Raw genomic sequence first — 26,892 nt, 5'->3', positions numbered from 1 at the left:
AGATTTATAAGCCAGCTTGGTTAACTCCACCACAAAGTAATAAGTCCACTGGCAACCACAAAACCTGCAAGGGTACTCATTAATAATGGCGTTAGAGTCCGCTCATTGAGGCCGTACGCCTGCCCTAACATACCAAAAATCGTTGGCATAGGTAGGGCTGCGATCAAGGTACCCGCATAGATCATTTCCTGACTTAAATGAGTCAATCGACTCAGGCCCAGATACATCAGGATCGGCATCAGGATATTGCTGGAAAATACCAAATAGAAGCTTTGCAGATTCACATATTTCAGACTCATGCCCACGATTCCGCCACCAATCGCGAACAGCGCCAAAGGTGAGGCAGTCTGTCCAATCATGGCAAAGACCTGATCCAGATAAATTGGCAGGCGAATTTCAAAAATCGCACAGGCCATACCCAGCATCACCCCCATAAATAAAGGGTTCTTAAACAGCATCAGAAGAGCACTTTTCACAAGACTCCCCAGATTGGCTTGATGTTGGGTACCGAGTGCAGCCAAGATTAAGACCATCGGAATCAGAATCATGCTTTCAATAATGACCACCAATGAGGTATAGGTCATCGCATGCTGTCCCACCAATAAAGTGAGTACTGCTGTACCAATCAATCCGGTATTGGACATCGCTGCGCCCAAGGACAGAACAGCACTATGCGAAGAGGTATTCTTGAACTGACGGCGCATCAGCCAGAAGCTGAAACCATAAAGTAATAAAGTGACAGAGATATAGATCGCAAAGTATTCAAAATACCAGATTTCATGCAGATCTTTAGAGGCTAGAAACTGAAAGAACAGTAACGGTAAGGCCACTTTGATGACAAAGGCCCCTACCATTTCAACCTGTTCTTTTTTTAGAATTTGACATCTCACACTCAGGTAACCTAGTGCCAACAATAAAAATATAGGCACAATTACCGCAATAATCATATGAAATGTCCTGTTGTTTGAGATGCGTTATTATAAGCCTTTCTAAGAAAAAATGGCCTTAAAACGATTCAAACAACTGATTTAAGCCATGCGGTGCAGAACGTAAATATTGTGGAGAAATTGCTATTTTTTCATCCAGCGTTACTGCAGCATGCCAAGGCCAGCGTGGATCATAAAGCAAGGCACGTGCAATCGCGATCGCATCAGCCTGTTTATACTCCAGTATGCCTTCTGCCTGCTGTGCATCGGTAATTAGACCCACTGCAATGACTGGAATATTTACGTCCTTTTTAATCGCTTCAGCAAAAGGGACCTGATAATTTGGATGCACATCAATTTTCTGGTCGACATGTAAACCTGCACTCGACACATGAATATAGACTGCACCCAGTTTCTCCAGAGCTTTGGATAGTTCAACTGAAGATTTTACATCCCAACTTTCTACGCCATCCATCCAGTCTGTTGCTGAGATACGAACACCAATTGGAAAACCTTCTGGTACTGCAGCTTTAATTGCTTCAAATACTTCAAGCGTCAGACGAATACGGTTTTCAAATGAACCGCCATATTGATCCTGACGATGATTCGATAACGGTGACATAAACTGATGCAGCAAATAACCATGTGCTCCATGTAGTTCAATCAGTTCAAAGCCTGCTTCAACCGCTCGCTTTGCACTGGCAGCAAAATCCTGAATCACTTGCTGGATTTCATCAACACTTAAAGACTTAGGTGGATGTTCATGAGCCTGGAAAGGAATATCACTGGCAGAGACAGTTTGCCAACCGAGTGCATGATCTGGGGCAAACTGCCCTTTGCCACCCCAAGGTTTATCTGTAGAAGCTTTACGGCCTGCATGTGCAAGCTGTATGGCAAAAGGCATAGGAGAAATTGACTTGACCTTTTGCAATAAGGTTTTGATCTGACTGGCTTGCTGATCATTCCAAAGCCCTAAATCGGCATAACTGATACGCCCTTCAGGCTGTACAGCGGTGGCTTCCACAATGCAAAGACCTGCACCGGATAAGGCATAATTGGCCCATTGTTGTTCATGCCAGTAAGTGATTTCACCTTGCACGGTTGCAGAGTACTGACACATCGGGGCAATCACAATTTTATTTTTAAGTTGCAATGATCCAAACTGAACCGACTGAAATAGTAGTGACACGCGGTATTCCCTCTTTTTGTGAAGTGGCTTTTCAGAACTTTTTACTAAAAAATAAAAAACAGGCTCTGATGAGCCTGTTTATTTATAACGTGATTAAATTCTTTTTAGAAGATCACTCGTGTAGTCAAACCTAACACCAATGCATTATCGACTTTGTTGCTAGACCCCGGATTTATAACGTATTGCAGGTTTGGACGTAACATCAGCCATTTTGTTGCGTTATAGCTGTAGTTGAGTTCGATATTGTATTCGGCACTCGCATCATATACTGGACGTGAATCTGCAAAGCGGTCATTTACATGTACGCGGTTAACTGCCAGACCCAAAATATCATTTGGCTGGCTATCCACCAGACCAATATATTTCAGACCCAACTGTTGTGAATTATCTACTTTATTGGTATCACGGTCATGCCAGGTAAAGTTAGCGAATGAGTGTAAGCCCTGACGGCCATTACCTGTTGAAGTCAACTGCTGCTCTACAGCTAACCAGCCCGCAAAGGTGCGGTTTTTTCCTTCACCTGTCGCAACATCTTTCTGGTTGGCAACATCATCAGCAGTGTTATACATACCGCCTACACGATAGCTGCCAGGCAAACCATTTACTAATGATTTTGGTGTCCAGATTACTTCTGCAGGAATCGTCACGCCATCAGCATTGTCGGTATCCAGACTCCAGCCGTGACCTTCTTTAGCACCATTGCCGTTATCTGGATTAAATTCATAAACACCGACTTGTACAGCAACGTCAGGGTTTAGCTGCTGTTTTACACGTGCACCCCATTGTGCGACTGGGGTATTCATCCAGATATTGCCTTGCCATTTGCCCATCTGCGCAGCACAAAATGCTGTACTGGCAAAATCACAAGCCATCACGTTGAAGTCCATACCCAGACCCAGACGACCAGCTTTAATACTCAGGCCTTGTTCCTTATAGTTCTTTTCAATTGAAAGTTCGGTTAAACGGCTGTCCTGATTACCACGACCAAATGTTCCTTGAACATTGGCCCATTGAGCTGCATCACCTTGTAAATCACGTACCGATGTACTTTGTCCCTGACGCGCAGTCGCAACTGCACGAACAGTTACGCCATCCCAGCCAGCCAGTTTTTCCATGTCTAACTGTGTACCTAACCATAACTGTGCTGAAGTTAAAGGATCAGCTCCTTCATTACGGCCGCCATCAGCCAGATACGCTGTATCTGTCAGCAAGTTTGCTTCAAACTTGATGCCTTGTTGAGCAAGTTCAGTACGTTTTCCATTCCAGTCGCCTAATAGGTACTGCCCTTGAGAATCAAATGCAGACTCAGCCTGCGCAGAGGTCATGGCTGCCATCAATGGCAATAAAGCTAGACTTAACTTTTTCATATAAAACCTAAACATATAGAGAGAGTAAACGCAACCTGATGCATGCCCTGTGTGACTTGATACAGAACGTTACATAACTTTTCACTTAAAAACTCAGCATTTTTTTTATTATTAGTAAAACTTTAAGTTATAAGAAAAGATATTTTATATAACAATAAATTTACATATTTTATATTTTTCAGTAAGTTAAATACTAAAAATCAACCAATATATTTCCTGTTTTTATTATTTGAATCTAAAACCATCTCAATATTAAAGTTTATTTTTTAACCAATTGTTAAAATATTTTTGAATGCCCTGCTCATAACTTCTATTCAAACAGGACTTGCATTCAGACTTAAAACGCCCAATATTAGCCTCATGATATTAGCTGCTAAGTGTTATGCCTGAATTACCCGAAGTTGAAACCACCAAAACCAGCCTCCTTCCCCTTCTTAATCAGCAAGTGGTAAAAGTTGAAGTGCGTCAGCCTAGTTTACGTTGGCCAATTCCTGATGATCTCGCGCGTCTGCAAGGACAACGCCTGATTCAGCTTACGCGTCGCTCCAAATATATTTTGGCGCAATTTGAACAGGATACGATGCTCTGGCATCTGGGTATGTCAGGCAGCTTTCGCTTGTGTGAAACCAATGAAGAATTGCGCAAGCATGATCATCTGATTATTCAGTTTGAAGAGATCCAGCTGCGTTACCATGACCCGCGCCGTTTCGGCTGTATTCTCTGGTTAAATGCTCAATCACAAAGCAAACTGATTGATACGCTTGGGCCGGAGCCATTAAGCGATGCTTTTAATGCCGAATATCTATTTGAAAAACTAAAAAATAAAAACGTTGGCACCAAAGTTGCAATTATGGATAACCATGTCGTGGTCGGCGTAGGCAATATCTATGCAACTGAAAGCCTGTTCAATATGGGTATTCATCCGGCCCAGCCAGCCTCAAGTTTGAGTTTCGAACAGATTGAAAAACTGGTGGTTGAGATTAAGCGTATTTTGAAACAGGCGATTGACTTAGGTGGTTCTACTTTACGCGACTATACCAATGCCATGGGAGAAAATGGTTATTTTCAGCAGACGCTGCTGGCTTATGGCCGTGCAGGAGAAATGTGCGTGAACTGCGAAACGACACTGCAAAATATCAAGCTCGGCCAGCGTGCATCAGTTTATTGTCCTGAATGCCAGCCGCTAAAAAAGGTCAAGCTTTCACCTAAGCGTATGGTTGCTGTACGAGGTAAGAAATCATGAAGACCGCGATTGTCCGTCATATTCTGGTTAAGGATAAAGATACTGCCGAACAGCTTAAGAAAAAGATTCTGGCAGGTGCAGATTTTTCCAAAATTGCCAAACAATATTCGACCTGTAACTCTGCCAAACGTGGTGGTGAACTCGGTGAAGTAAAAAAAGGCCAACTCGTTCCAGTGATTGATAAACTGGTTTTTACTGCTGCAGAACATGTTCTACATGGCCCAGTCAAAAGTCAGTTTGGTTTTCATCTGGTAGAAATCAAGTTTCGGATGGATTTTTAATTTTATAAATCCCTCCCAACCTCCATTTAAGAAAGGGAGGAGTCCCCCTTTGAAAAAGGTGAGAAGCACTGCTTCGCAAGGAGGGATTCAATAAAAAACGGCGCACTCAGCGCCGTTTTTTATTTACTCGAAAAGCTTAAGCTTCAGGACGTTTTTTTAGCTCGTCACGGATTTCACGTAATAATGCAATATCTTCCGGAGTAGCTTCTGGCTCTGGTTCTGCTTCTTGTTTACGGCGTAGTTTGTTCATCAGTTTCACCAACCAGAACACCACCCATGCCAATAACAGGAAATTAATGAGAATGGTCAGGAAATTACCATAAGCAAAGACATTTAGACCTGCCGCCTGTGCCGCAGCCAGATTGGTCACATTATTTGGATTATCACCTAATACGACAAACCAGTTAGAGTAATCAACATCACCACCCAAGATCCAACTCACGACAGGCATGATGATGTCTTTCACCATAGAATCGATAATTTTACCGAAAGCACCGCCAATGATCACGCCCACTGCGAGATCCATGACATTGCCTTTTACCGCAAATTCTTTAAATTCTTGAATAATGCTCATAAAGTCACCAGTATTTTTATGCAATTTTGTGATGGATTATACATTAGTTAGGGATTTCTATTTAAAACTAATTTATTAAGTGTATGTAATTTCTACCCAATAAAAAAGCCGCTGAACTGATTCAGCGGCTTTTTTCGTACGAGTGACTAGTCTTATTTAGAACGGTTACGTTTACGTTCGTTTTCAGTCAGGTAACGTTTACGGATACGGATTGACTTAGGTGTTACTTCAACTAGCTCGTCATCTTCAATGAATTCAAGCGCTTGTTCTAGCGTGTATTCAAGGTTTGGAACAAGAGTCAATGCTTCATCAGTACCAGACGCACGTACGTTAGTTAACTGTTTCGCTTTAGTTGGGTTAACCACCATGTCGTCAGAACGTGAGTTGATACCTACGATCATACCTTCATAAACTTCTAACTGTGGTTTAGCAAACAGTCGACCACGGTCTTGAAGTGTGAACAGTGCATAGCCCAGACAAGTACCTTGAACCATAGAAATCAGTACACCGTTTTGACGTTTCGCAACAGTACCTTGTTTAGCAGGACCGTAGTGCGAGAAGCTTGAAGTCATAATACCAGTACCAGAAGTCATGGTCATGAATTCAGAACGGAAACCGATCAAGCCACGTGAAGGAACAGTTGCTTCAATACGGATACGGCCTTTACCGTCAACTTCCATATTGGTCATTTCGCCTTTACGGTGACCCATTTGTTCCATTACAGAACCTTGGTGCTGTTCTTCAACGTCAAACGTTACGTTTTCGTACGGTTCTTGCATTTGACCGTCGATTTCTTTCATGATCACTTGCGGACGTGATACACCAAGCTCGAAGCCTTCACGACGCATGTTTTCGATCAGTACAGAAAGGTGAAGCTCACCACGACCAGATACTTTAAAACGATCAGGACTGTCAGTATCTTCAACACGAAGTGCTACGTTGTGGATCAATTCTCGGTCAAGACGCTCACGGATATTACGTGAAGTTACGAATTTACCTTCTTTACCAGCGAACGGGGAGTTGTTCACCTGGAAAGTCATAGACACAGTCGGTTCATCTACAGAAAGTGCTGGAAGCGCTTCAACATTTTTAGGATCACAGATTGTATCTGAAATGTTCAGTGCATCGATACCAGTTACACAAACGATATCACCTGCAGAAGCTTCTTCAATGTCAACACGTTCTAGACCATGGTAACCCATGATTTTCAAGATACGGCCGTTACGGGTTTTGCCTTCTTTGTCGATCACAGTCACAGGAGTGTTCAGTTTTACAGAACCGCGCTGGATACGACCAACACCGATTACACCTACGAAGCTGTTATAGTCCAAAGATGAAATTTGCATCTGGAATGGACCGTCAACGTCAACTGCTGGTGGCTCAACGATGTCTACGATTGTTTGGAACAATGGAGTCATGTCATCAGCAAGTTCTTCTGGAGAAGGACCAGCAACACCACGAAGACCAGAAGCATAAACTACTGGGAAGTCTAACTGTTCGTCAGTACCGCCAAGGTTGTCGAACAAATCGAATACTTGATCGATTACCCAGTCTGGACGCGCACTTGGTTTATCAACTTTATTGATAATTACGATTGGTTTCAAACCACGCGCGAACGCTTTTTGCGTTACGAAACGAGTTTGTGGCATAGGACCTTCTTGTGAGTCTACAAGAAGCAGTACGCAGTCAACCATCGACATTACACGTTCAACTTCACCACCGAAGTCGGCGTGTCCCGGGGTGTCCACGATGTTAATACGGTATTCTGTATCTGTACGTTTATCTAACCACTTGATTGCAGTGTTTTTTGCAAGAATGGTAATACCACGTTCAGATTCTAACGCATTCGAATCCATGACACGCTCGATCTCACCCGCGCGATCACCGAGAGCACCTGATTGTTGCAAAAGTTTGTCTACAAGAGTGGTTTTACCATGGTCGACGTGCGCGATAATGGCAATGTTACGGAGAGTTTTAATATCTGACATGTAAATTCGATACGTTTTAAATTTGAGGGCAAATTATACAGAAAAATACAAAATTTTGACAGTGACTGTTTGTAGAGAGCGTCAATTTTTTTTCCAATTACTTTTGTAATGACGTGTAACTCGATTAGAATAGCGCCACCCAGCCTTAATTTGCATTGACACATGTCTGATTTTAATCAATCTCCTCCTTCTAAAGATCAACTTGACCTTGTGTACGGCCTTGAAGATCATCCTAAACCGTTTATCGCATTTTTAGCCGCATTCCAGCATTTATTGGCCATTATTGTCCCAATTGTGACCCCTGGCCTGCTCATTTGTCTGGCGCTGGGAGTCTCCAGAGAAGACACTAACATGATCTTATCCATGTCTTTGGTGATTTCGGGGATTGCGACTTTCTTACAATCCAAGAAAGTAGGTCCCTTTGGTGCAGGCTTGCTGATTGTTCAGGGTACAAGTTTTAACTTTATTGGCCCGATCATCGGGATCGGTTCAGCGATGGTCGCTGCAGGCACACCGGTAGAAGCGGTGATGGCTTCGATCTTTGGTGTAGTGATTGCAGGTTCATTTATTGAAATGGGCGTGTCACGCATTTTACCGTGGGTGAAGAAACTCATTACTCCACTAGTAACGGGTATTGTAGTTCTATTGATTGGTTTAACCTTGATTAAAGAAGGTCTGATCAGCATGGGTGGTGGTTATCAAGCCATGGGCGACAAAACTTTCGCCAATGCAGATAACCTGATCATGTCATGTACCGTTCTGGCATTAATTATTTTACTGAACCGTGTACGCATCACTTGGGTAAAAAGCTCAGCAATTCTGATTGCACTGGTTGTGGGTTATATCCTTGCCGGCTTTATGGGTCATCTCAACTTTGATGGTTTAAAAGATGCACCTCTGGTTCAGATTCCAACCCCAATGCATTTTGGTTTAAGCTTCTCTTGGAGCTTATTCATTCCAATGTCATTCATTTACCTGGTGACTTCACTGGAAGCCATTGGTGATATTACAGCCACATCAAAATTATCGAATCAGCCAGTGGATGGTCAAACCTGGATGAATCGCATTAAAGGCGGTGTATTGGTAAATGGTGCCAACTCCCTGCTTGCAGGATTATTTAATACCTTCCCGAGCTCAGTTTTCGCACAAAATAATGGTGTGATTCAATTGACTGGTGTAGCTAGCCGTTATGTCGGGATCTGGATCGCAGCACTCCTTGTGATTCTAGGTCTACTTCCAGCAGTAGCCGGTGTGATTCAGGCCGTTCCTCAGGCTGTGCTTGGTGGCGCAGTGATGGTGATGTTCGGTGCAGTCGCTGCATCTGGGATTAATATCCTGTCTGGTATTCACTTGGACCGTCGTGCCCTGCTGATCATTGCAATCTCACTTGCACTTGGCTTGGGTGTTGCGCAAGTGCCTCAGATTCTGGAACATCTTCCTGAATTATTCCGTAACATCTTTAGTTCCGGTGTTGCGACAGGTGGTATTGCAGCCCTCGTATTGAATATTGTACTTCCTGAAGTAAAGAAGTAATTTCATGTCCAAAGAACACTGTCTGAGTTGGACTCGGACAGTGTTTTTTCTATTGGAGAGAGATCTATGGATCCTAAAAGCGAAGTTTTATTAAGACAATATGATTATTTGTCTGGTCGCGTATTGCTGGTGAATGCCCCGACCGATGAGCTTCTTGCTGAATGTGGTGAATCTATCCAGCCCTTTGTTTGGACATGGAATTATAATGATTTTCAGTATTTCCAGTCACAGCAGGCCCAGGTTCATTTCGGCGCAGAATTTCCTGATCAAGAATTTGATCAGGCAGTTATTTTCGTACCTAAATCAAAAGAATTATTGAATTATCTGATTCACAATATTGCAGCCCGATTAAAACAAGGCAGCAGTGTCTTCCTGGTGGGTGAAAAGAAAGGTGGTGTAGAGCGTGCAGCAAAGCAGCTACAGGCTTATGGTAAACTCATCAAGCTCGACAGCGCACGACATTGCCAATTGTGGCAATTGACTCTAGACTACACGGTCGAAGCAAAAGCGTTGGCAGATTGGGCACAGACCTATACAGTGGCGACACCAAAAGGTGATTTGCAGATTTGTGCACTTCCAGGTGTATTCAGTCAGGATCATCTGGATGTAGGAACAGCGGTGTTCTTACCCTATTTATCTCAAGTGACTTCAGGCAAGATTGCCGACTTTGGCTGTGGCGCAGGTGTGATCAGTGCTTATTTAGCCAAACTGAATCCTGAGAACCGTATTTTTGCTCTGGACGTAGATGCCTTTGCCTTGGCTTCTACTCAAATGACATTTGAGAAAAATCAGCTCAGTCCTCAGCAGCTGGAAATTAAAGCTGTGTCAGGTATTGAAGATGCACCGCTCTTTTTACATGCCATTGTCAGCAATCCCCCTTTCCATCAGGGAATCCAAACCAACTATGCGGCTAGCGAAACTCTATGTAAGACTTCGCGTCGTCATCTCAAGTCTGGCGGTGAATTGTGGATTGTGGCAAACCGCTTCTTAAATTATCCAATTTTAATTGAACAAAGTTTTGGCCAATGTACAGTCAAAACTGATCAACAAGGTTTTAAAGTGCTCTTCGCCAGCACTCAAAAAAATGCTAAGGAATCATGATGAGCGAAACTCAGAACAGCGTGCAGCTGCAGCGTAAGCTTGGTGCTCGTCATCTCAATATGATCGCGATTGGCGGGTCTATCGGTACAGGTTTATTCCTGGCCTCAGGTGCGACCATTGCCAGCGCAGGCCCGGGGGGCGCACTCCTCGCCTATGCCTTGATTGGCGTAATGATTTATTTCTTGATGACCAGCCTTGGAGAACTTGCGACTCATAATCCGACCTCGGGCGCATTCTTTACCTACGGCACCAAATATGTCGAAGGTGGCTTTGGTTTCGCTTTAGGCTGGAACTACTGGTACAACTGGGCGATTACCGTTGCCTTTGAACTGGTTGCCGTACAGTTCATTATGAAATTCTGGTTCCCTGATATTCCGGGCTTTTACTGGAGTGCGATCTTCCTCGCTGTGATCTTTGGGATTAACGCTCTCACAGTAAAAGGTTTTGGTGAGTCAGAATTCTTCTTCTCTTTGGTGAAAGTACTGACAATTATTGCCTTTATCATCATCGGGATCTGGATGATTGCCAAGATCATGCTCACACCGGGTGCTTCAGCATTTGCAAACTGGAGCGTGGGTGAAGCGCCTTTTGTTGGTGGTTTCCAGGCCCTTATTGGTGTTGCCATGATTGCCGGATTCTCGTTCCAGGGAACCGAGATGGTTGGTGTAGCCGCTGGTGAATCTAAAGATCCGCAAAAAACCATTCCAGTCGCAATCAAGCAGATCTTCTGGCGAATCCTGCTGTTCTATATCGTGTGTATTTTCATTATCGGTACATTAGTTGCTTATAATGATCCACGTCTATTACAGGCAGCTGCAACAGAAGACGTTACCCTTTCTCCATTCACTTTATTGTATGAGAAAGCAGGTTTTGCTTTTGCAGCCAGTATGATGAATGCGGTAATTCTGACGGCGATTCTGTCTGCGGGTAACTCAGGCATGTATTCTTCTACCCGTATGCTGTTCGATATGGCGCGTAAAGGCAGTGCACCTAAGCTGTTTGCCCATCTGGATCCACGCGGTGTACCGATGAATGCCCTGTATGCGACAACGGCGATTGCGGCACTATGTTTCTTGACCACATTCTTTGGCGAGCAGGAAGTGTTTAACTGGTTGCTGAATATGTCAGGTATGTGTGGCTTCATTGTCTGGCTCGGGATTGCAATCTCACATTATCGCTTCCGTAAAGGTTATCTGGCTCAAGGCTATCAACTTGAAGGTCTGGCCTATAGAGCTAAATTTTTCCCGTTCGCACCTTGGTTTGCCTTCATTCTTTGTTCAATTGTGGTATTAGGTCAGAATTATCAAGCTGTCCTAGATGGTGAGTGGTTGGCTGTCCTTTCTACTTATATCGGTATTTTATTATTCTTGGTGATTTGGCTGGGTTATAAATGGAAATATAAAACCAAACTGGTTTCTTATCAGGAGATGGATGTTCAACCGATGAATATTGCAAAAGACTAATATCTCACCTTTATTAAAAAAGCAGCTCAAGTAGCTGCTTTTTTTTATATTCTGAAATCAGCTATGACGCATGACAAAATTACGATCATCAATCACGATGACTTGCTGACAAATACCTTCTACTCGACGCTGCTGTTCGAAAATCTCTCTAGGCATTGCATCAAAACTATCAAAGAAACTGATTTCTTTTTCATTGATTTCATAAATTAATGAATGGTTCCCCACCTCTTCCAGCGTGTCGTAGAATACAATTACAAAACGGGCTTTATCCACTAATTTTTGAATATCTGTATAAGAAAGTGGATATTCATGAACAGGCACTTTGAGTTCTTGTGCTTTTTGATAAAACTGGATTTCAAGCGGCTGTTTATCGGGATCAGTTTCTGTAAAAAACTCAACATCGAGTCCCAATGTTTTGAGGGCAACAGCGAGCGCAATACTTGAAGTTCCCATCTCATCATTATGTTGTGTCAATTGCACTAGATCAGGAATATGCAGATCCACTCCATAATGATGAAAAATCATCCAGATCGCATAAATACCACTATTAGCTTCCAGACTTTGTAAGTCTTCAGGGAGTTCTATGCTCATGCTTTAACTCAAAATCAGTTTCGAGCAGCAAGTGTATGCAAAAAACAGCCATAAAAAAAGCGACTCAAAGAGTCGCTTTTTTTAATCAGTGTTCAATAACGAATTATTGAGCAACTGGTTGTTCAGCTAGAACAGTACGGCTACCAGTGATTGTCGCGAATACACGACGGTTCATAGCACGACCTTCTTTAGTGTTGTTGTCAGCAATCGGTTGATCCCAAGCGAAACCTTGAGTAGACAAACGAGATGCATCTACGTTGTATTCGTTAACAAGTGCAGATTTAACAGAGTTAGCACGAGCTAGAGATAAACGTTCGTTCAATGCACGTGGACCAGTGCTGTCTGTGTGACCTTCAATACGAGCAGTTGCGTTTGGATATTCAACTAGCTTCTCAGCAACTTTCGCGATTTCTGGTTTGTATTGGTCTTTGATGTTTGATTTATTCGTATCAAAGAACACGCGAAGTTCCATGTTCAGGTCTTCAGTCAACTCTTGTGGAGCTGGAGCAACTGGAGCTACTGGCTCAACTGGAGCAACTTCTACAACGTCAGCAGCTGGTTTCAAACGACCACCTAGAACTACGTTAAGACCAGCAAGTGCTGTATAGTTCCAGAATTTTTCGTCGAAGTGGTAAGTACCACGAGCTTCAGTACGTAGCGCTAAAGCATCGTTGATGTGCCAGAATGCACCGATACCAGCATTACCTAGTGTACCTTCTTCTTCAAAACCACGACCAGTACGACCTAAAGCAGCTTCTGAAGCACCATCAAACTCATATTTATAGTGACCAGCACCTAATAATGCATATGGCTTGATTTTGCTGTCATAGTTGCCAGTAAATACGTCAGAAGTTGCATAGAAATTACCTGCAATGTTCTGGCCTTTGTATTCAGCACCTGCTAGATCTCGCATATCGCCTTTAACTTGGCTATATTCAGCTTCAAAACCTAACCATGGAGTTAGTTCAACACCAATTGCAGCACCAACAAATAGATCATCTTCCATTTCACCAGAAGTTGTTAGTTCGCCATCATCACCGCCATTGTTGTGTTGGGTGTCTTGCCAAGTATAACCTAACATTAATGGAGTAACAGTTACACCTGCGTTTGCAGCAGCAAAAGGAGCAGCTACAAGCATTGCTAAAGCAATACGACTCATTTTCATGGATTTATCCTCCAGAGATAACAATTGTTGTTCAAGCTCAAGCCTTCTAATAGGCCATTCTGAGATAGGCTTTTTTTACCCCAGTGTTATTTTTAAGCTATTCACTGCGCATCATACAAACACTTTATTATTTTTCCAAGTGCTTGATTAATCTAATCAAGTAAATTATTGACAAAATTACTTACAATTTCCGTTGTAATTCAGTAATTTTTTACTCAATTTTTTGTTGTGAATCGCCTATTGTCATTGCCAATTTATTTTTAAGCGCCTTTTTGAATTTTGAGTAAGGCATTTCTTACTCGCTCAATTAAGCATAAAAAACGCACAATTAATAGCATGTTTCAAATAAAAATAATATATAAATCAGGTAACTCTATGTATAAAAAGATAACAAGAGCGTTCACTATTGTTGAGTTAATTATCTGTATTGCCCTTATGGCAATTGTGGTCACAATTGCCTTGCCTTACTTTCATGATTATCTATCCAAGCAGGAAGCTAAAAATATTCCGATGAAAATTACAGCAACCAATCGTTATGCACGCAGCCAGGCAGCTGTGTTTCACCAGAATATTGTGATTTGTCCCAGTCAAGATTCATTAACCTGTCAAGCAAACCAATGGAATAAAAATTTGCTGGTATTTATTGATAAAAACCGTAATCGTCAAGTCGACAATGACGAACAAATTTTACACATTGAACAACTTAATCTTAAATACGGTAACTTGAGTTGGCGAGGTGCTTTAAGTATGCCGAACGTAACTTATCAGGCCCAAACGGCTTTACCGATTGGATCAAATGGCAGCTTTTATTATTGTTCTACTCACCTTGCATCCCAACAACGTATTGTCTTGAATAAAATGGGGCATATCCGAATCGAACATCTGGCCTCCTGTTAATAAAACCCTAGAGTCTATGATTTATCCAGATTAGGACTTTAATCCTGTACTTTTTTCAATATACTGCTTAGGTTCGAGAAAAAATGATCAAAACTTATAGGGAGATATAACAATGACTGACATCGTAATTGTCAATGGCGCACGTACAGCGATGGGCGGCTTTCAAGGCAGCTTGGCTAGCGTTACTGCACCTGAACTAGGCGCTGCCACCATCAAAGAGGCGATTGCTCGTTCAGGCTTGCAGCCAACCGATATTGAAGAAGTCATTATGGGTTGTGTACTCCCGGCAGGTTTAAAACAAGGCCCCGCCCGTCAAGCGATGCGTAAAGCAGGTCTGCCTGATTCTACCGGTGCTGTCACCATCAACAAATTATGTGGTTCAGGCATGAAAGCAGTCATGCAAGCGGCAGATATGATTAAGGCAGGTTCTGCAACTTATGTGGTTGCAGGTGGTATGGAATCCATGACCAATGCCCCATACGTATTGCCAAAAGCACGTGGCGGTTTCCGTATGGGTCATGGTGAAATCAAGGACCATATGTTCCTGGATGGCCTGGAAGATGCCGAAACTGGTCGCCTGATGGGTTCATTTGCTCAAGATATGGCGAATAGCAAAGGTTATACACGTGAACAGATGGATGAATTTGCAATCCGTTCACTGAAACGTGCTCAAACTGCAGTCAATGAAGGCTACTTTGCTGATGAAATCGTGCCAGTCACTGTTTCCACCCGTAAAGGTGATGTGGTCGTTGATAAGGATGAGCAACCTTTCAATGCCAATATTGACAAGATTCCAACTTTACGTCCTGCTTTTGCAAAAGACGGGACGATCACTGCAGCAAATGCCAGCTCAATTTCAGATGGTGCCTCTGCCCTTGTACTGACTTCAGGCGACAATGCATCAGCTAAAGGTTTAGCGCCTTTGGCTAAAATCATCGCTTATGCTTCAAACTCTCAGCATCCATCTGAATTCACGATTGCTCCTGTTGGCGCTATTCAGAAAGTTCTGGATAAAACTGGCTGGAAAGCTGAGGAAGTTGACCTTTGGGAAATCAACGAAGCCTTTGCCATGGTCACCATGTGCCCAATGGATGAGTTCAAGCTTGATCCTGAAAAAGTCAACATTAACGGTGGTGCATGTGCACTCGGTCACCCGGTTGGTTCTACAGGTTCACGTATTATCCTGACCTTGATCCACGCATTGAAACGTACAGGCGGTAAACGTGGTATCGCTGCGCTATGTATTGGCGGTGGTGAAGCAACTGCGGTCGCAATCGAACTGATCTAAATTCTTTTATAATCAATTAGTACAGAGGGCTTTTATAGCCCTCTTTTTATTTTATAAATATTTCATTTTTTTATTATCTGTCCATAAATTAAATTCTTTTAATTACATTTTCATAAAGCTTCTTTATTAATCAAATTCAATTCAGGGCGTAAATTAAAGGGATTCAGAACAAGAAAAGGAATCCTACATGCGACTTAATCATTACCTTAATTTCCAGGGTGAGACCGAAGCTGCCTTTACCTTTTATCGTTCGGTATTTGGTGGCGAATTTTCCAGTCTAACCCGTTATGGAGATACGCCTGGGCAGCAAGGAATTGATTTATCAAGTGAAGAAAAAAATCTGATTTTACATATCTCACTTCCAATTAATGAATACACAGAGCTCATGGGTTCGGATATCAATGACAAGCTCTGTACTGAAAACACACCAGCATTTAGGAAAGGTACTAATCACTATATTGCGATTATTTTAAGTGCCAATGAACAGGATGAAGCCAAACGACTCTATGAAGCTTTATCGGTGAATGGTCAAATCGAAATGCCTTTAGAAAAAACATTTTGGGGTGCACTTTATAGTGCCTTTACGGATCAATTCGGAGTGCAATGGATGATTAATTGCCTACTTGAAGAACGTGCAACCTAAGGTTTAAATACAAAAAAGCCTCCAGATGGAGGCTTTTTAGTTGAAGGCGAATTAAGCCCCAGTTTGATAATTCGGTGTTGGTACGGCAGTTGAAGCTTGGTACGGATTAGTGAAATCACCCAAGCCTGCAGCTGCTTCCTGAATATCTTTACCTTCTTTAATGACAAAAGTATCGAAACCAGAACGCTTCATGTAGTTCAAGACATCTTTGAACACATCACCAGTCGCACGCAGCTCACCCTGGAAACCTTGACGGCGAAGCAATGCAGCAAATGAATAACCACGGCCATCATTAAAACCTGCAAACTCAATAAAAATCGCATCAAGTTGCTCAAGCGGAAATTCATTAGTTTCAGGTGAAGCATCAACCGTTAAGTACAATGCTTTTTTACCAGTAATATTGGCAATCTGGTCTAACTGCTCTACAGTCAGAACTACATCACCCTGTGGCAATACACCATCTTCACCAATTAGCTGGTAAGTGTTATCTGCAATTGTGCCATCTTTAGAGAGCACTTGTAGTGCGGTATTAAGCATATGCGCGCTCCTTGAATGGTTGAATGCCGACACGACGATAAGTATCGATAAACTCTTCACCATCCTGACGCAAGTCAAGATAAGTATTCAGAATTTCTTCTACGATATCCGGCACCACTTCTGCAGCAAATGATGGCCCAAGAATGTCACCAATAGAGGCATCATGATCCGCATTACCACCTAAAGTGATCTGATAGAATTCAGCGCCTTTTTTATCTACACCCAGGATACCGATGTTACCCACGTGATGATGACCACAGGCATTCATACAACCTGAAATGTTCAGGTCCAGTTTACCCAAGTTGTAAATAGTATCCAGATCATCAAAACGGCGTGAAATCGCTTCAGAAATTGGAATGGATTTCGCATTCGCTAGTGAACAAAAATCACCGCCTGGGCAGCAAATAATATCAGTCAAGAAACCGATATGCGCACGTGCCAGGTTATGCTGATCCAGCGTCTGCCACAATTCAAATAAGTCTTTTTGTGGTACATCTACCAGCGCAATATTTTGCTCGTGAGTTGTACGCAGTTCACCGAAGGTGTATTTGTCTGCAAGGTCTGCAATCAGGTTCATTTCTTCAGTGGTCATATCACCCGGTGCAATACCCGCACGTTTCAGTGAAATCGTGACAATACGATAACCTTTCACTTTATGTGCATTGGTATTGATATTGAACCATTGCTTGAACTTCGGATACTGGGCAAACAGTTCAGTGAAGTCTTCATCCGCATAATCTTGGTAGTCAAATGGAGTGAAGTTTTCATCCATTTTCGCCAGTGTTTCAGCATCAATCTTTAATGTCTTGACAGTATGTACAAATTCGGCTTCAACTTTTTCAGCAAAAACTTCTGGCGTTAATGCTTTTACCAGAATCTTGATACGTGCTTTGTATTTGTTGTCGCGGCGGCCGTGCAGGTTATACACACGTAGTACCGCTTCAAGATAAGCAATCAGGTCTTCACGTGGCAGGAAGTCACGAATAAAACTGCCAATTACTGGCGTACGGCCCAAGCCGCCACCCACTTTAATTTTATAGCCGATCTCGCCTGCTTCATTTTTCACGATATAGACACCGATATCGTGGAATGAAGTTGCTGCACGGTCAATCTCTTCCAGCGCAGATACCGCAATCTTGAACTTACGTGGCAAGAAAGCAAATTCCGGGTGGAAAGTTGACCATTGACGGATCAATTCACAAGTTGGACGTGGATCTGCAATTTCACCTGCCACGACACCTGCATACTGGTCAGTGGTAGTATTACGGATACAGTTCCCTGAAGTCTGGATCGCGTGCATTTGCACGGTTGCCAGTTCAGCCAGCATATCAGGCACGTTCTCTAGTGCAGGCCAGTTAAACTGGATATTCTGACGGGTTGAAACGTGCGCATAGCCACGATCATACTCTTTCGCCAGATCAGCCACTTTACGAAGTTGTTTAGAATTCATCAGGCCATAAGGTACCGCAATACGCAACATTGGCGCATAACGTTGTACATAAAGACCATTTTGAAGGCGGAGCGGACGGTATTCATCTTCCGTCAATTTGCCCGCTAAATAACGTTCCGTCTGGTCACGGAACTGTGCAACACGTTCATTAATCAGTTGCTGATCGAAATCAGTATATAAATACATGGCGTACAGCTAGTAGTTTCTATTATATCGTCGGCAAGGATAACGACATTGAATCTATCAATAAAATGCTTTTTATACATATTTCATAGCGATTTTATTGATAAGCCTAGCAAACTTTCAATGATATAAAGCTTTAGATCAGCTTCCTCTGATTTTTAATGTGAATGATTTATTTTTTAAATCTTTAGCAGTTTTTTTCATAAACCAAAATGAGAAGGTTGCTCAATTACCACTCTTCGGTTTCGCCTAAAGCCTGACCAATAAATTGATATCGCATAGTTGATCTTGAAAACTTAATCGGGCAAGCCAGTTGAGCTTCGGTTTGCTCCTGCTGATCCGCTTTAACTGGCACCTGCACCACCCATTCACGTTGCTGCGCCAGCTCAGAATGCAGGGCTTCATCAAGCTTTAGTACAGGTTCGACACAGAAATCTGCCTGAGAAAATAAGGCTTGCCAGTGAGATAGAGGTTGGGAACTGATTTTATCGCGAATCGCCTGTTTCACTAAAGCATGATCTTCAGGTGCCAAAGAAGCACCTTTTTCCAGAATAATCGGCAAATCCAGCAATTGTGCCAGACCTTGCATGAATTGAGGCTCCAGACTGCCTATTGATAGATAGCGATCATCCAGAGTCTGATAATAGTCATAAAAGGTACCGCCATTTAAGTAACCTGATTCTATCTGCTGATGCTGATTACCCGCCAGACTGGCAGAAGCTGCCATATTATTTAATGTCGCCGCGCAATCGGTCATGGAAATATCAATATATTGTCCCTGACCACTGCTCTGCCGCTCAATCACCGCTGCCAGAATGGCAACCAGCGCATGCATAGAGCCGCCCGCGACATCAGCAATCTGGATTCCCATTGCCGGTGGTCCGCTTTCAAGCCGGCCACTATGCCCAGCAATCCCAGATAAAGCCAAATAGTTAATGTCATGCCCAGCCCGATCTATATAAGGGCCGGTCTGACCATAACCGGTAATCGAGCAATAGATTAAGCGTGGATTGAGCGCACTGAGTGTTGGATAATCCAGGCCAAGCCGTTGCATCACACCTGGGCGAAACTGTTCGACCACAATGTCATAATCTGTAATTCGGGATTTGATCTGTTCGAGATGTTCGGGATTCTTTAAATCCAGTGCGACAGAATGTTTGTTTCGATTCAGATAATTATGCGTTGTGGCCTGTCCATGTGCAAAAGGTGGCATTAAACGCACCAGATCAGGACGTGTGGGTGATTCAATATGCACAACTTCTGCACCCATGTCTGCAAGATATAATGTGGCAAATGGACCGGGTAATAATGTAGAAAAATCTAATATTTTCAAACCTTTTAATGCATATGACATTGGAGTTATTACTCTATTTATATTGCTTTTTGCCTCATCATAAGAACATAAATGCCCAAAAACAATGTCATGTTCAGCCATTTACCTTGATAGTTTCGGCAATTTAACATGTAAGAAAATGGTAATTGCATTCTTGTAAATTGCCATTGATTTTTTATTTTTTGTCATTTAGGTCAAATATTAGTGAACATTAAAGAGACTGAAGGATTAAACATGAGTCGTGATACGATCAGTATCCATTTCGTCAATGCAGCCTTATACGGCGTTAAGCGCCTGGGCATGGATGTCGATACTTTATTGTCTCACGTTGGGATTGAAGCCGAGCTTCTGCATCAGCCGAAGGCCCGTATTTCGCCTGAACAATATACCCGTTTTATCAAGATGCTCTGGATGGTAACCCAGGACGAACATGTCGGTTTTGACAAACAGCCGCGTCGTCTGGGCACTTTCGCGATTATGTGCCAGTTGATCATCCATGCCAAAACGCTGGGCGATGCACTCGAGCTTTCTTCACAATTTTACAAACTCTTTGGTGATGACTGGTCTGTAACCCTGGAACGTGACAAGCACGAAGCGCGTCTGGTTCCCCTGATTCCAAATTCGATGGATCCGGAACACTTTATTACCGAAAGTATGCTGATGATCTGGCATGGTCTGGCATCGTGGTTAATTGAACGTCGGCTGCCACTAGAACGTGTACATTTCAGCTACCCGCGCCCTGCGCATGCAGATGAATACGATGCGCTGTTCTTTGCACCTGTGATGCAGTTCGATATACCGCGTACTGAAATTACCTTTGCAGCGGATTATCTGGATTTGCCAATTCGCCAGAATGAAGAAACGCTGGAAGAATTCCTCAAAGCAGCTCCGGCTCAACTTCTAGTCAAATTTAAAAATACCAACTCGCTGACTTCTCGGATCCGTGATGTATTAAAGAGCCAGATTGGTGAAGAAATGCCGACCTTGAACGATGTCGCATCGATACTCTACCTGTCTCCGCAAACCCTGCGTCGCCGTCTGGCTGCTGAAGGCAAGAGCTATCAGGGCGTGAAAGATGCACTGCGCCGTGATGCTGCAATTCACTTATTACTTAACCCAGATCTGACTCTGGAAGATGTTGCACAACAGGTTGGCTTTAGTGAAACCAGTACTTTCCACCGTGCTTTCAAAAAATGGACAGGGGTAACACCAGGCCTATACCGTCAGTTACACGGTTACCATTAAAAACCTTGCTATAAAATTGTATACTTGAAAAGTATCGTTTATTAAGCGCTACAAGCCCCTCGCCCAAGCTCCAGACTTGGGCTTTTTTATGCCCGCTTTTTAATCCATCAAGACTGACCAAATTGCTCAAATGATCTGGTCCGTTCTCGTCATTGCACTTCAAGATTTAATCATTACACTCGAAGCATTAGAACAATTTCAGTAAAGCAAGAAAAGGATATTGTATGAGCGAGGCCTATATTATTGATGCCATTCGCACGCCACGCGGAAAGGGAAAAAAAGACGGATCATTACATGAAGTTAAACCAATTAGTTTACTGACTACGCTCTTAAATGAACTGAAAGAACGCCATAACCTGGATACATCTCAGGTGGATGATATTGTGCTGGGCTGTGTGACTCCAATCGGTGATCAGGGTGCAGACATTGCCAAAACTGCTGCAATTGCCGCAGGCTGGGACAATGATGTGGCTGGCGTTCAGATCAACCGTTTCTGTGCTTCGGGCCTGGAAGCTGTAAATCTGGCAGCACAAAAAGTTCGTTCAGGCTGGGAAGATCTGGTCGTTGCGGGTGGCGTTGAATCCATGTCTCGTGTTCCGATGGGTTCTGATGGCGGCCCGTGGGCTTTAGATCCTGAAACCAATATGGCTTGCGATTTTATTCCACAAGGCATCGGGGCTGACCTGATCGCGACCATTGATGGTTATAGTCGTGCATATGTAGATCAATTCGCCGAGCAATCACAAAAGAAAGCGGCAGCAGCCCAAGCGAATGGTTATTTTGATAAATCCATTATTCCAGTAAAAGATAAAGCTGGCGTCGTGATTCTAGACAAAGATGAATTCATTAAACCGACAACAACTGCAGAAGGCTTAAGTGCATTAAAGCCAAGTTTTGCAACGATGGGCCAGATAGGCTTTGATGCCATCGCTCTACAGAAATATCCGGAAGTAGGCTCTGTAAACCATGTACACCATGCGGGTAATTCTTCAGGCATTGTGGATGGTGCAGCAATCGTATTACTTGCCTCCGAACAGGCAGTACAACAGCAAAATCTCAAGCCACGCGCCAAAGTACTGGCAACGGCGCTGGTTGGTGCCGATCCAACCATTATGCTGACTGGCCCCGCCCCGGCTGCACGTAAGGCTTTAGCCAAAGCCGGACTCACCATTGATGATATTGATCTGTTTGAAGTCAATGAAGCTTTCGCTGCTGTGGTGATGCGCTTTATCAATGAAATGAAGGTTGATCCTGCCAAAGTCAATGTCAATGGTGGTGCCATTGCCATGGGACATCCACTCGGTGCGACCGGTGCCATGATTCTAGGCACTTTACTGGATGAACTGGAACGTCAAGGTAAGAAACGTGGACTGGCCACCCTGTGTGTGGGTGGTGGTATGGGCATCGCAACCATTATTGAGTTGGTATAAGGAGATCAGCATGAGCGCAATTCAATATCAAAAAACTGAAGATCATATTGTCATTCTAACCTTTGATTCTCCAAACCAGTCCGCCAATACCATGAATGCCGACTTTCGCACGGCTCTGGAAGAAGTCGCTGCCCAGTTACAGGCAGATGAACAGATCGCCGGAATTATTTTCCGATCAGCTAAAAAGACATTCTTTGCTGGCGGTGATCTGGATGAGCTGATTCAGGCGACGCCTGAACATGCCACTGAATTCTTCAATATGATTGAAGACATGAAAGCCAAATTACGCTATATCGAAACGCGTGGCATTCCTGTGGTGGCAGCTTTAAATGGCACCGCACTCGGTGGTGGTTGGGAAATCGCTTTATGTGCCCATCATCGTATTGCCCTCAACGATGCCAAAACCAAGTTTGGTTTACCTGAAGCCACTTTAGGCTTGCTACCAGGCGGTGGTGGTATTGTCCGTATGATTCGTCTGCTAGGCCTGCAAAATGCCTTACCTTTGCTGATGGAAGGCAAACAGTTCGGTGTAGAAAAAGCCAAGTCTTTGGGACTGGTACATGACACAGCCGACTCACTGGATGAGTTACTAGATAAATCTATAGCCTGGATTAAACAATATCCGCAATCCCAACAGCCTTTCGATGTAAAAGGTTACAAAATTCCGGGAGGCTCTCCTTCTTCGCCTGCCGTTGCACAGATGCTGGCCATTGCTCCTGCGATGCTGCGTGATAAAACCAAGGGCTGCTATCCAGCTCCTGAAGCCATTTTATCCGCTGCGGTTGAAGGCGCTCAGGTTGATGTTGATACCGCACTGAGAATTGAGTCGCGTTATTTCACCTATCTCGCTACCGGCCAGATTTCCAAGAACATGATCGGTACATTCTGGCATGGCATGAATGCCATTAAATCAGGTGCCAGTCGTCCTAAAGACTTTGCGCCATGGAAAGCCACTAAAGTAGGTATTTTGGGTGCAGGTATGATGGGTGCAGGTATTGCCTATGTCACTGCCAGCAAAGGCATTCAGGTGGTACTAAAAGATATTTCGGTCGAAGCTGCTGAAAAAGGCAAAGCCTATAGCCAGAAATTACTTGATAAAAAAGTAGCCCAAGGCCGCTTAACAGCTGAAAAACGTGACCAGATTTTAAGTCTGATTCACACCACGACAGAAGCAGCAGATTTTCAAGGCTGTGACCTGATCATTGAAGCAGTATTTGAAAATCAGGAACTCAAAGCCAAAGTTACTCAGGAAGCAGAGCAATATTTAGCATCCAACGGTGTAATGGCATCCAATACCTCGACTCTACCCATCAGTGACTTGGCTCAAGCCTCTCAAAATCAGGTGAATTTTATCGGTCTGCATTTCTTTAGCCCAGTCGACAAGATGCAACTGGTCGAGATCATTAAGGGGAAAAATACTTCAGCAGAAACACTGGCCAAGGCATTTGACTTTGTGCAGCAGATTGGCAAGCTACCGATTGTAGTGAATGACAGCCGTGGCTTCTTTACCAGCCGTGTCTTTGGAACCTTTGTACAGGAAGGTTTACGTTTGCTCGCCGAAGGGGTGCATCCAGCCCGTATTGAAATGGCTGCGCTGAAAGCAGGTATGCCGGTCGGACCACTTGCTATTCAAGATGAAGTCTCTCTGACACTTTCTGAGCATGTAGCTGCAGAAACCCGTAAGGCTCTGGCAGCACAAGGCAAAGAACGCCCAAGCACCGATGCAGATGCCGTGATTCAAACCATGATTCATGAGTTTAACCGTAAAGGCAAAGCTGCTGGTGCAGGTTTTTATGATTATCCTGAAGGTGGCAAAAAGCAGCTGTGGTCTGGCTTGGAGCATTGGTATAAAGAAGTGGATATTTCTGAACAGGAAATGATAGACCGCTTCCTGTTTGTTCAAGCGCTGGATACCGTACGCTGTCTGGAAGAAGGTGTGCTGGAGTCAGTGGTCGATGCCAATATTGGTTCAATCTTTGGAATTGGTTTTGCCGCTTGGACGGGAGGTGCAGTGCAGTTCTTGAACCAGTATGGTTTAACCAAGGCCTTAAATCGTTCTGAGATATTAGAACGTAAATATGGCGAACGTTTCAAAGCGCCACAGTTACTCAAACAGAAAGTTGCTGAAGGTCAGCGCTTTTAAAAACTGGGTCTAAAAATGAGGAGCTTGACTCCTCTTTTTTTATTTCGACGCGATAAACTCTCGAAGTCTATTGCATTCAATCAATGACAGATTTTGATCTGCTTTCCAGACAATTTATGTTATAAAGTTACATGAGTTAGACATCCACGATGGGTATATGCATATGACTGATCACAGTTCACCTGAAAAATCACCTTGGGGTTGGAAAGCACTGATTATCTTCTGTATTTTAGGTGGATTATTTATGTTGTTTTTCTGGCTTGCGGTCAGCAATGAACCAGACTACATGCCAAGCCAGCAAAAGAAAGAAAATACCCAGCAGCATGCATTTAAGAATGCACCTGCAATGTCTCCAGAAGCTTTAGCCAAAGCACAGGCTGACCGTGAAGCTCGTCAGGCTACCTCTTCATCTCATCAGACTCATGAGATGAGCGCGGAGGAGCATAATATGTCTGCTGAAGAACATGCACAGATGGACAGTGCTAGCCATGACGAAAATACGGCTCATGGTCACTAGACAGTTCCAAGATCAAATTTAAAAAAGCGAGGTTTTCCTCGCTTTTTTATTTTTTTAGTCTTTTAAGCTGAGATACATATCTATATGTGGAATGCCGCAATCCAGATATTCCTCACCCCGCACGTCAAAACCCAAGTTCTGATAAAAGCCAATCGCATGTACCTGTGAAGAAAGCTTTACGAATTTACGTTGCTCTGCCTTGGCCTGATCAATCACAGCCCGCATGGTCTTGTAGCCGATGCCCGTACCACGTGCCGACTGTAATACAGCTACGCGACCAATACTGTGATTCTTTAATAAGCGTGCAGTCGCCACGGCTTGATCCTGTAAATAAGCCACAAAATGCGTAGAGATTGTATCCTCCGCATCCCATTCATCTTCAGGAGCAATTTGCTGTTCCTGAATAAAAACGGCTTCACGTATCACTCGGGCATCTTGAGCTAAATCATCCCAGCTGCCTGACACGATTTTAAGATTTTTATCATCTAGCATTTAGAACCAATTCCCTGCTGATCCCACTGGTCATTCAATAACAATTCCAGTGAATGTTTTTGAATCCCATACATCTCTTTCAATGCCTGAATCTGGGCGAGAACAGCCTGATCGGGCTGTTCATAATCCTTACGTTTGGTCGCCAGAATCATTTTATTTTTACTGGTGTGTTCTAGGGCCACAAATTCAAAGACCTTGGTTTCATAACCATAAGCCTTCAGCAATAAGGCACGAATGGTATCCGTCAGCATTTCGGCTTGCTGCCCAGCGTGAATGCCAAACTGCAACATTGGCGACAGCACTTTCGGACTCTGTAATTGCGGTCTTAACTCTTTATGACAACATGGAGCACACATGATGATTTGTGCATTCAGGCGTATACCGCTATGGATCGCAAAATCGGTCGCCACATCACAGGCATGCAGAGCGATCATCACATCCAGACGTTCCGGTTCATAGGTACGCACATCACCCTGGAAGAAATCCAGCTGGCTAAAACCGGATTGCTGTGCAACATTCTGACAGAACTCGACCATTTTCGGATTCAGCTCTACGCCGGTGACATACGGCGTCTGGCCATGTTTTTGCATATAGTCATACAGTGCACAGGTTAAATATCCCTTACCTGAACCGAAATCGACGATACGTAATCCTTGTTCCTGCGGCTGGATTTGAGCCAGTGCGCCGGAGAAAATCTCGACAAATTTATTAATCTGTTTCCACTTACGCGCCATGCTCGGAATGATCTGGCCTTGCTGATCGGTAATTCCTAAATGCTGTAGGAATACACTGTCCTGATCGACATAACGCTGCTTGATCCGGTCATGGCCTTGCTCGACTTTTGCCTTTGTGGAGGCAGGTATAGCTTTACTTCGTGTCAGCATGGTCTTTTTCTTGCTTTTCTTCAGCTGCAACCCTTCCTGATCAGTAAACAGGTTAGCTTGCTTACAACAGGTCAATAATTCCGTTACTTGAGTTAAGGCTTCATTCAAAGGATAATTTTTAGTGACATCCTGAGTCTTGTATCGATAGACACAGCTCAAAACCTTCTGCTCATTGAGCGAAATGACTCTAAAGGTCATTTTCTCCAATTGTTCAAGTTCACCTTTATACTGACTCAAAATCAGACGATCAAAATGATCAGTTTCAAAGACTTGCTGAAAAGTCTCCAAGAATTGTTGTTCCTGAACCGAGAGAGAAGTCGATGTCGACATAAGAAAAACCTGATATGAATTGCTGCTCAAGTTTAATTGTTCTTAACTTAAAAGCAAAATTGAATTATTATACAAGTGTATATTTAAACAAGAATGACA

The 26,892-nt window shown here is 43.4% G+C and carries 24 protein-coding genes; 12 read left to right on the top strand and 12 right to left on the bottom strand.

From position 1 onward, the window contains the following. Nucleotides 1–20: 20 nt before the first annotated feature. The 3 genes from C3F22_RS01985 to C3F22_RS01975 all read right to left on the bottom strand — a co-directional run bounded on the left by C3F22_RS01985 (nucleotide 21) and on the right by C3F22_RS01975 (nucleotide 3,482). Nucleotides 21–947: an AEC family transporter gene (locus tag C3F22_RS01985; protein ID WP_104425801.1), complete on the bottom strand. Its 927-nt coding sequence runs from the start codon at nucleotides 945–947 to the stop codon at nucleotides 21–23. A gap of 58 nt (nucleotides 948–1,005) precedes the next feature. Continuing rightward, a complete protein-coding gene (locus tag C3F22_RS01980) occupies nucleotides 1,006–2,115 on the bottom strand; it encodes an NADH:flavin oxidoreductase/NADH oxidase (protein WP_034171119.1) in 1,110 nt (369 codons plus the stop codon). Nucleotides 2,116–2,219: 104 nt separating this feature from the next. Next, a complete protein-coding gene (locus tag C3F22_RS01975; RefSeq protein WP_034171118.1) occupies nucleotides 2,220–3,482 on the bottom strand; it encodes a carbohydrate porin in 1,263 nt (420 codons plus the stop codon). Between the two features lie 382 nt (nucleotides 3,483–3,864). Between C3F22_RS01975 and mutM the strand changes: the two genes are divergently transcribed. Both mutM and C3F22_RS01965 read left to right on the top strand, forming a co-directional pair. Continuing rightward, nucleotides 3,865–4,725 (top strand): bifunctional DNA-formamidopyrimidine glycosylase/DNA-(apurinic or apyrimidinic site) lyase, encoded by an 861-nt coding sequence (gene mutM, locus C3F22_RS01970; RefSeq protein ID WP_104425800.1) that lies wholly within the window; start codon nucleotides 3,865–3,867, stop codon nucleotides 4,723–4,725. Continuing rightward, nucleotides 4,722–5,006 carry a peptidylprolyl isomerase gene (locus tag C3F22_RS01965; RefSeq protein ID WP_005237136.1) on the top strand — a complete coding sequence of 95 codons (285 nt, stop codon included), beginning with the start codon at nucleotides 4,722–4,724 and terminating at the stop codon, nucleotides 5,004–5,006. Before mutM ends, C3F22_RS01965 begins: the two co-directional genes overlap by 4 nt. 136 nt (nucleotides 5,007–5,142) lie before the next feature. Here C3F22_RS01965 and mscL read toward each other — a convergent pair whose 3' ends face one another. Both mscL and typA read right to left on the bottom strand, forming a co-directional pair. Next, a complete protein-coding gene (mscL, locus tag C3F22_RS01960; protein WP_005237137.1) occupies nucleotides 5,143–5,580 on the bottom strand; it encodes a large conductance mechanosensitive channel protein MscL in 438 nt (145 codons plus the stop codon). A gap of 152 nt (nucleotides 5,581–5,732) precedes the next feature. Beyond that, nucleotides 5,733–7,568, bottom strand: coding sequence for a translational GTPase TypA (gene typA / locus C3F22_RS01955; protein ID WP_004785176.1), 1,836 nt, complete (start codon nucleotides 7,566–7,568; stop codon nucleotides 5,733–5,735). 162 nt (nucleotides 7,569–7,730) lie between these two features. On the opposite strand from typA, the gene C3F22_RS01950 reads away from it, so the two are divergent. The 3 genes from C3F22_RS01950 (at nucleotide 7,731) to C3F22_RS01940 (ending at nucleotide 11,665) form a co-directional block, all read left to right on the top strand. After that, entirely contained in the window at nucleotides 7,731–9,101 is a 1,371-nt protein-coding gene (locus tag C3F22_RS01950; protein WP_034171116.1) for a uracil-xanthine permease family protein, read from the top strand. 66 nt (nucleotides 9,102–9,167) lie between these two features. Then, the gene (locus C3F22_RS01945; RefSeq protein WP_104425799.1) at nucleotides 9,168–10,202 is read left to right on the top strand and encodes a methyltransferase; all 1,035 of its coding nucleotides are present in this window, start codon (nucleotides 9,168–9,170) and stop codon (nucleotides 10,200–10,202) included. Then, the gene (locus C3F22_RS01940) at nucleotides 10,202–11,665 is read left to right on the top strand and encodes an amino acid permease (RefSeq protein ID WP_104425798.1); all 1,464 of its coding nucleotides are present in this window, start codon (nucleotides 10,202–10,204) and stop codon (nucleotides 11,663–11,665) included. The genes C3F22_RS01945 and C3F22_RS01940 overlap by 1 nt, the downstream gene beginning before the upstream one ends. A 57-nt stretch (nucleotides 11,666–11,722) precedes the next feature. Here the strand turns inward: C3F22_RS01940 and C3F22_RS01935 are convergent, their stop codons facing one another. Next, complete coding sequence (locus tag C3F22_RS01935; RefSeq protein ID WP_104425797.1) at nucleotides 11,723–12,256, bottom strand: cysteine peptidase family C39 domain-containing protein; 534 nt, start codon at nucleotides 12,254–12,256, stop codon at nucleotides 11,723–11,725. Between the two features lie 103 nt (nucleotides 12,257–12,359). Next, nucleotides 12,360–13,421: an outer membrane protein Omp38 gene (omp38, locus tag C3F22_RS01930; protein ID WP_104425796.1), complete on the bottom strand. Its 1,062-nt coding sequence runs from the start codon at nucleotides 13,419–13,421 to the stop codon at nucleotides 12,360–12,362. A 375-nt stretch (nucleotides 13,422–13,796) separates the two neighbouring features. On the opposite strand from omp38, the gene C3F22_RS01925 reads away from it, so the two are divergent. From C3F22_RS01925 to C3F22_RS01915, 3 genes are all read left to right on the top strand, one after another. Further along, entirely contained in the window at nucleotides 13,797–14,318 is a 522-nt protein-coding gene (locus C3F22_RS01925; protein ID WP_104425795.1) for a GspH/FimT family pseudopilin, read from the top strand. A 112-nt stretch (nucleotides 14,319–14,430) separates the two neighbouring features. Continuing rightward, the gene (locus C3F22_RS01920) at nucleotides 14,431–15,606 is read left to right on the top strand and encodes a thiolase family protein (RefSeq protein ID WP_104425794.1); all 1,176 of its coding nucleotides are present in this window, start codon (nucleotides 14,431–14,433) and stop codon (nucleotides 15,604–15,606) included. A gap of 187 nt (nucleotides 15,607–15,793) precedes the next feature. Then, nucleotides 15,794–16,249, top strand: a complete 456-nt coding sequence (locus tag C3F22_RS01915; RefSeq protein ID WP_104425793.1) for a VOC family protein — start codon at nucleotides 15,794–15,796, stop codon at nucleotides 16,247–16,249. 51 nt (nucleotides 16,250–16,300) lie between these two features. On the opposite strand, the gene C3F22_RS01910 is transcribed toward C3F22_RS01915, so the two are convergent. The 3 genes from C3F22_RS01910 to C3F22_RS01900 form a co-directional block, all read right to left on the bottom strand. Further along, nucleotides 16,301–16,786: a DUF934 domain-containing protein gene (locus tag C3F22_RS01910; RefSeq protein ID WP_004785193.1), complete on the bottom strand. Its 486-nt coding sequence runs from the start codon at nucleotides 16,784–16,786 to the stop codon at nucleotides 16,301–16,303. Beyond that, a complete protein-coding gene (locus C3F22_RS01905) occupies nucleotides 16,779–18,422 on the bottom strand; it encodes a nitrite/sulfite reductase (protein ID WP_104425792.1) in 1,644 nt (547 codons plus the stop codon). Before C3F22_RS01905 ends, C3F22_RS01910 begins: the two co-directional genes overlap by 8 nt. 226 nt (nucleotides 18,423–18,648) lie before the next feature. Further along, entirely contained in the window at nucleotides 18,649–19,773 is a 1,125-nt protein-coding gene (locus C3F22_RS01900) for a CaiB/BaiF CoA transferase family protein (protein WP_104425791.1), read from the bottom strand. A gap of 213 nt (nucleotides 19,774–19,986) precedes the next feature. On the opposite strand from C3F22_RS01900, the gene C3F22_RS01895 reads away from it, so the two are divergent. The 4 genes from C3F22_RS01895 (at nucleotide 19,987) to C3F22_RS01880 (ending at nucleotide 25,087) form a co-directional block, all read left to right on the top strand. Continuing rightward, the gene (locus C3F22_RS01895; RefSeq protein ID WP_104425790.1) at nucleotides 19,987–20,997 is read left to right on the top strand and encodes an AraC family transcriptional regulator; all 1,011 of its coding nucleotides are present in this window, start codon (nucleotides 19,987–19,989) and stop codon (nucleotides 20,995–20,997) included. 224 nt (nucleotides 20,998–21,221) lie between these two features. Further along, on the top strand, nucleotides 21,222–22,427 hold the full coding sequence (locus C3F22_RS01890) for an acetyl-CoA C-acetyltransferase (RefSeq protein WP_104425789.1): 1,206 nt from the start codon (nucleotides 21,222–21,224) through the stop codon (nucleotides 22,425–22,427). Nucleotides 22,428–22,437: 10 nt separating this feature from the next. Further along, nucleotides 22,438–24,570, top strand: a complete 2,133-nt coding sequence (locus C3F22_RS01885) for a 3-hydroxyacyl-CoA dehydrogenase NAD-binding domain-containing protein (RefSeq protein WP_104425788.1) — start codon at nucleotides 22,438–22,440, stop codon at nucleotides 24,568–24,570. 163 nt (nucleotides 24,571–24,733) lie between these two features. After that, on the top strand, nucleotides 24,734–25,087 hold the full coding sequence (locus tag C3F22_RS01880; RefSeq protein WP_171284712.1) for a hypothetical protein: 354 nt from the start codon (nucleotides 24,734–24,736) through the stop codon (nucleotides 25,085–25,087). Between the two features lie 54 nt (nucleotides 25,088–25,141). Here the strand turns inward: C3F22_RS01880 and C3F22_RS01875 are convergent, their stop codons facing one another. Both C3F22_RS01875 and C3F22_RS01870 read right to left on the bottom strand, forming a co-directional pair. Further along, nucleotides 25,142–25,579, bottom strand: a complete 438-nt coding sequence (locus C3F22_RS01875) for a GNAT family N-acetyltransferase (RefSeq protein WP_034171105.1) — start codon at nucleotides 25,577–25,579, stop codon at nucleotides 25,142–25,144. Next, complete coding sequence (locus C3F22_RS01870; protein ID WP_104425786.1) at nucleotides 25,573–26,793, bottom strand: class I SAM-dependent methyltransferase; 1,221 nt, start codon at nucleotides 26,791–26,793, stop codon at nucleotides 25,573–25,575. Before C3F22_RS01870 ends, C3F22_RS01875 begins: the two co-directional genes overlap by 7 nt. Between the last annotated feature and the right edge of the window lie 99 nt (nucleotides 26,794–26,892).

It is taken from the genome of Acinetobacter sp. ACNIH1 (assembly GCF_002934695.1).
GTDB classification, from domain to species: domain Bacteria; phylum Pseudomonadota; class Gammaproteobacteria; order Pseudomonadales; family Moraxellaceae; genus Acinetobacter; species Acinetobacter variabilis.
The sequence above is the reverse complement of the archived record's forward strand: the minus strand, read 5'-3'. Positions and strand labels throughout refer to the sequence as shown.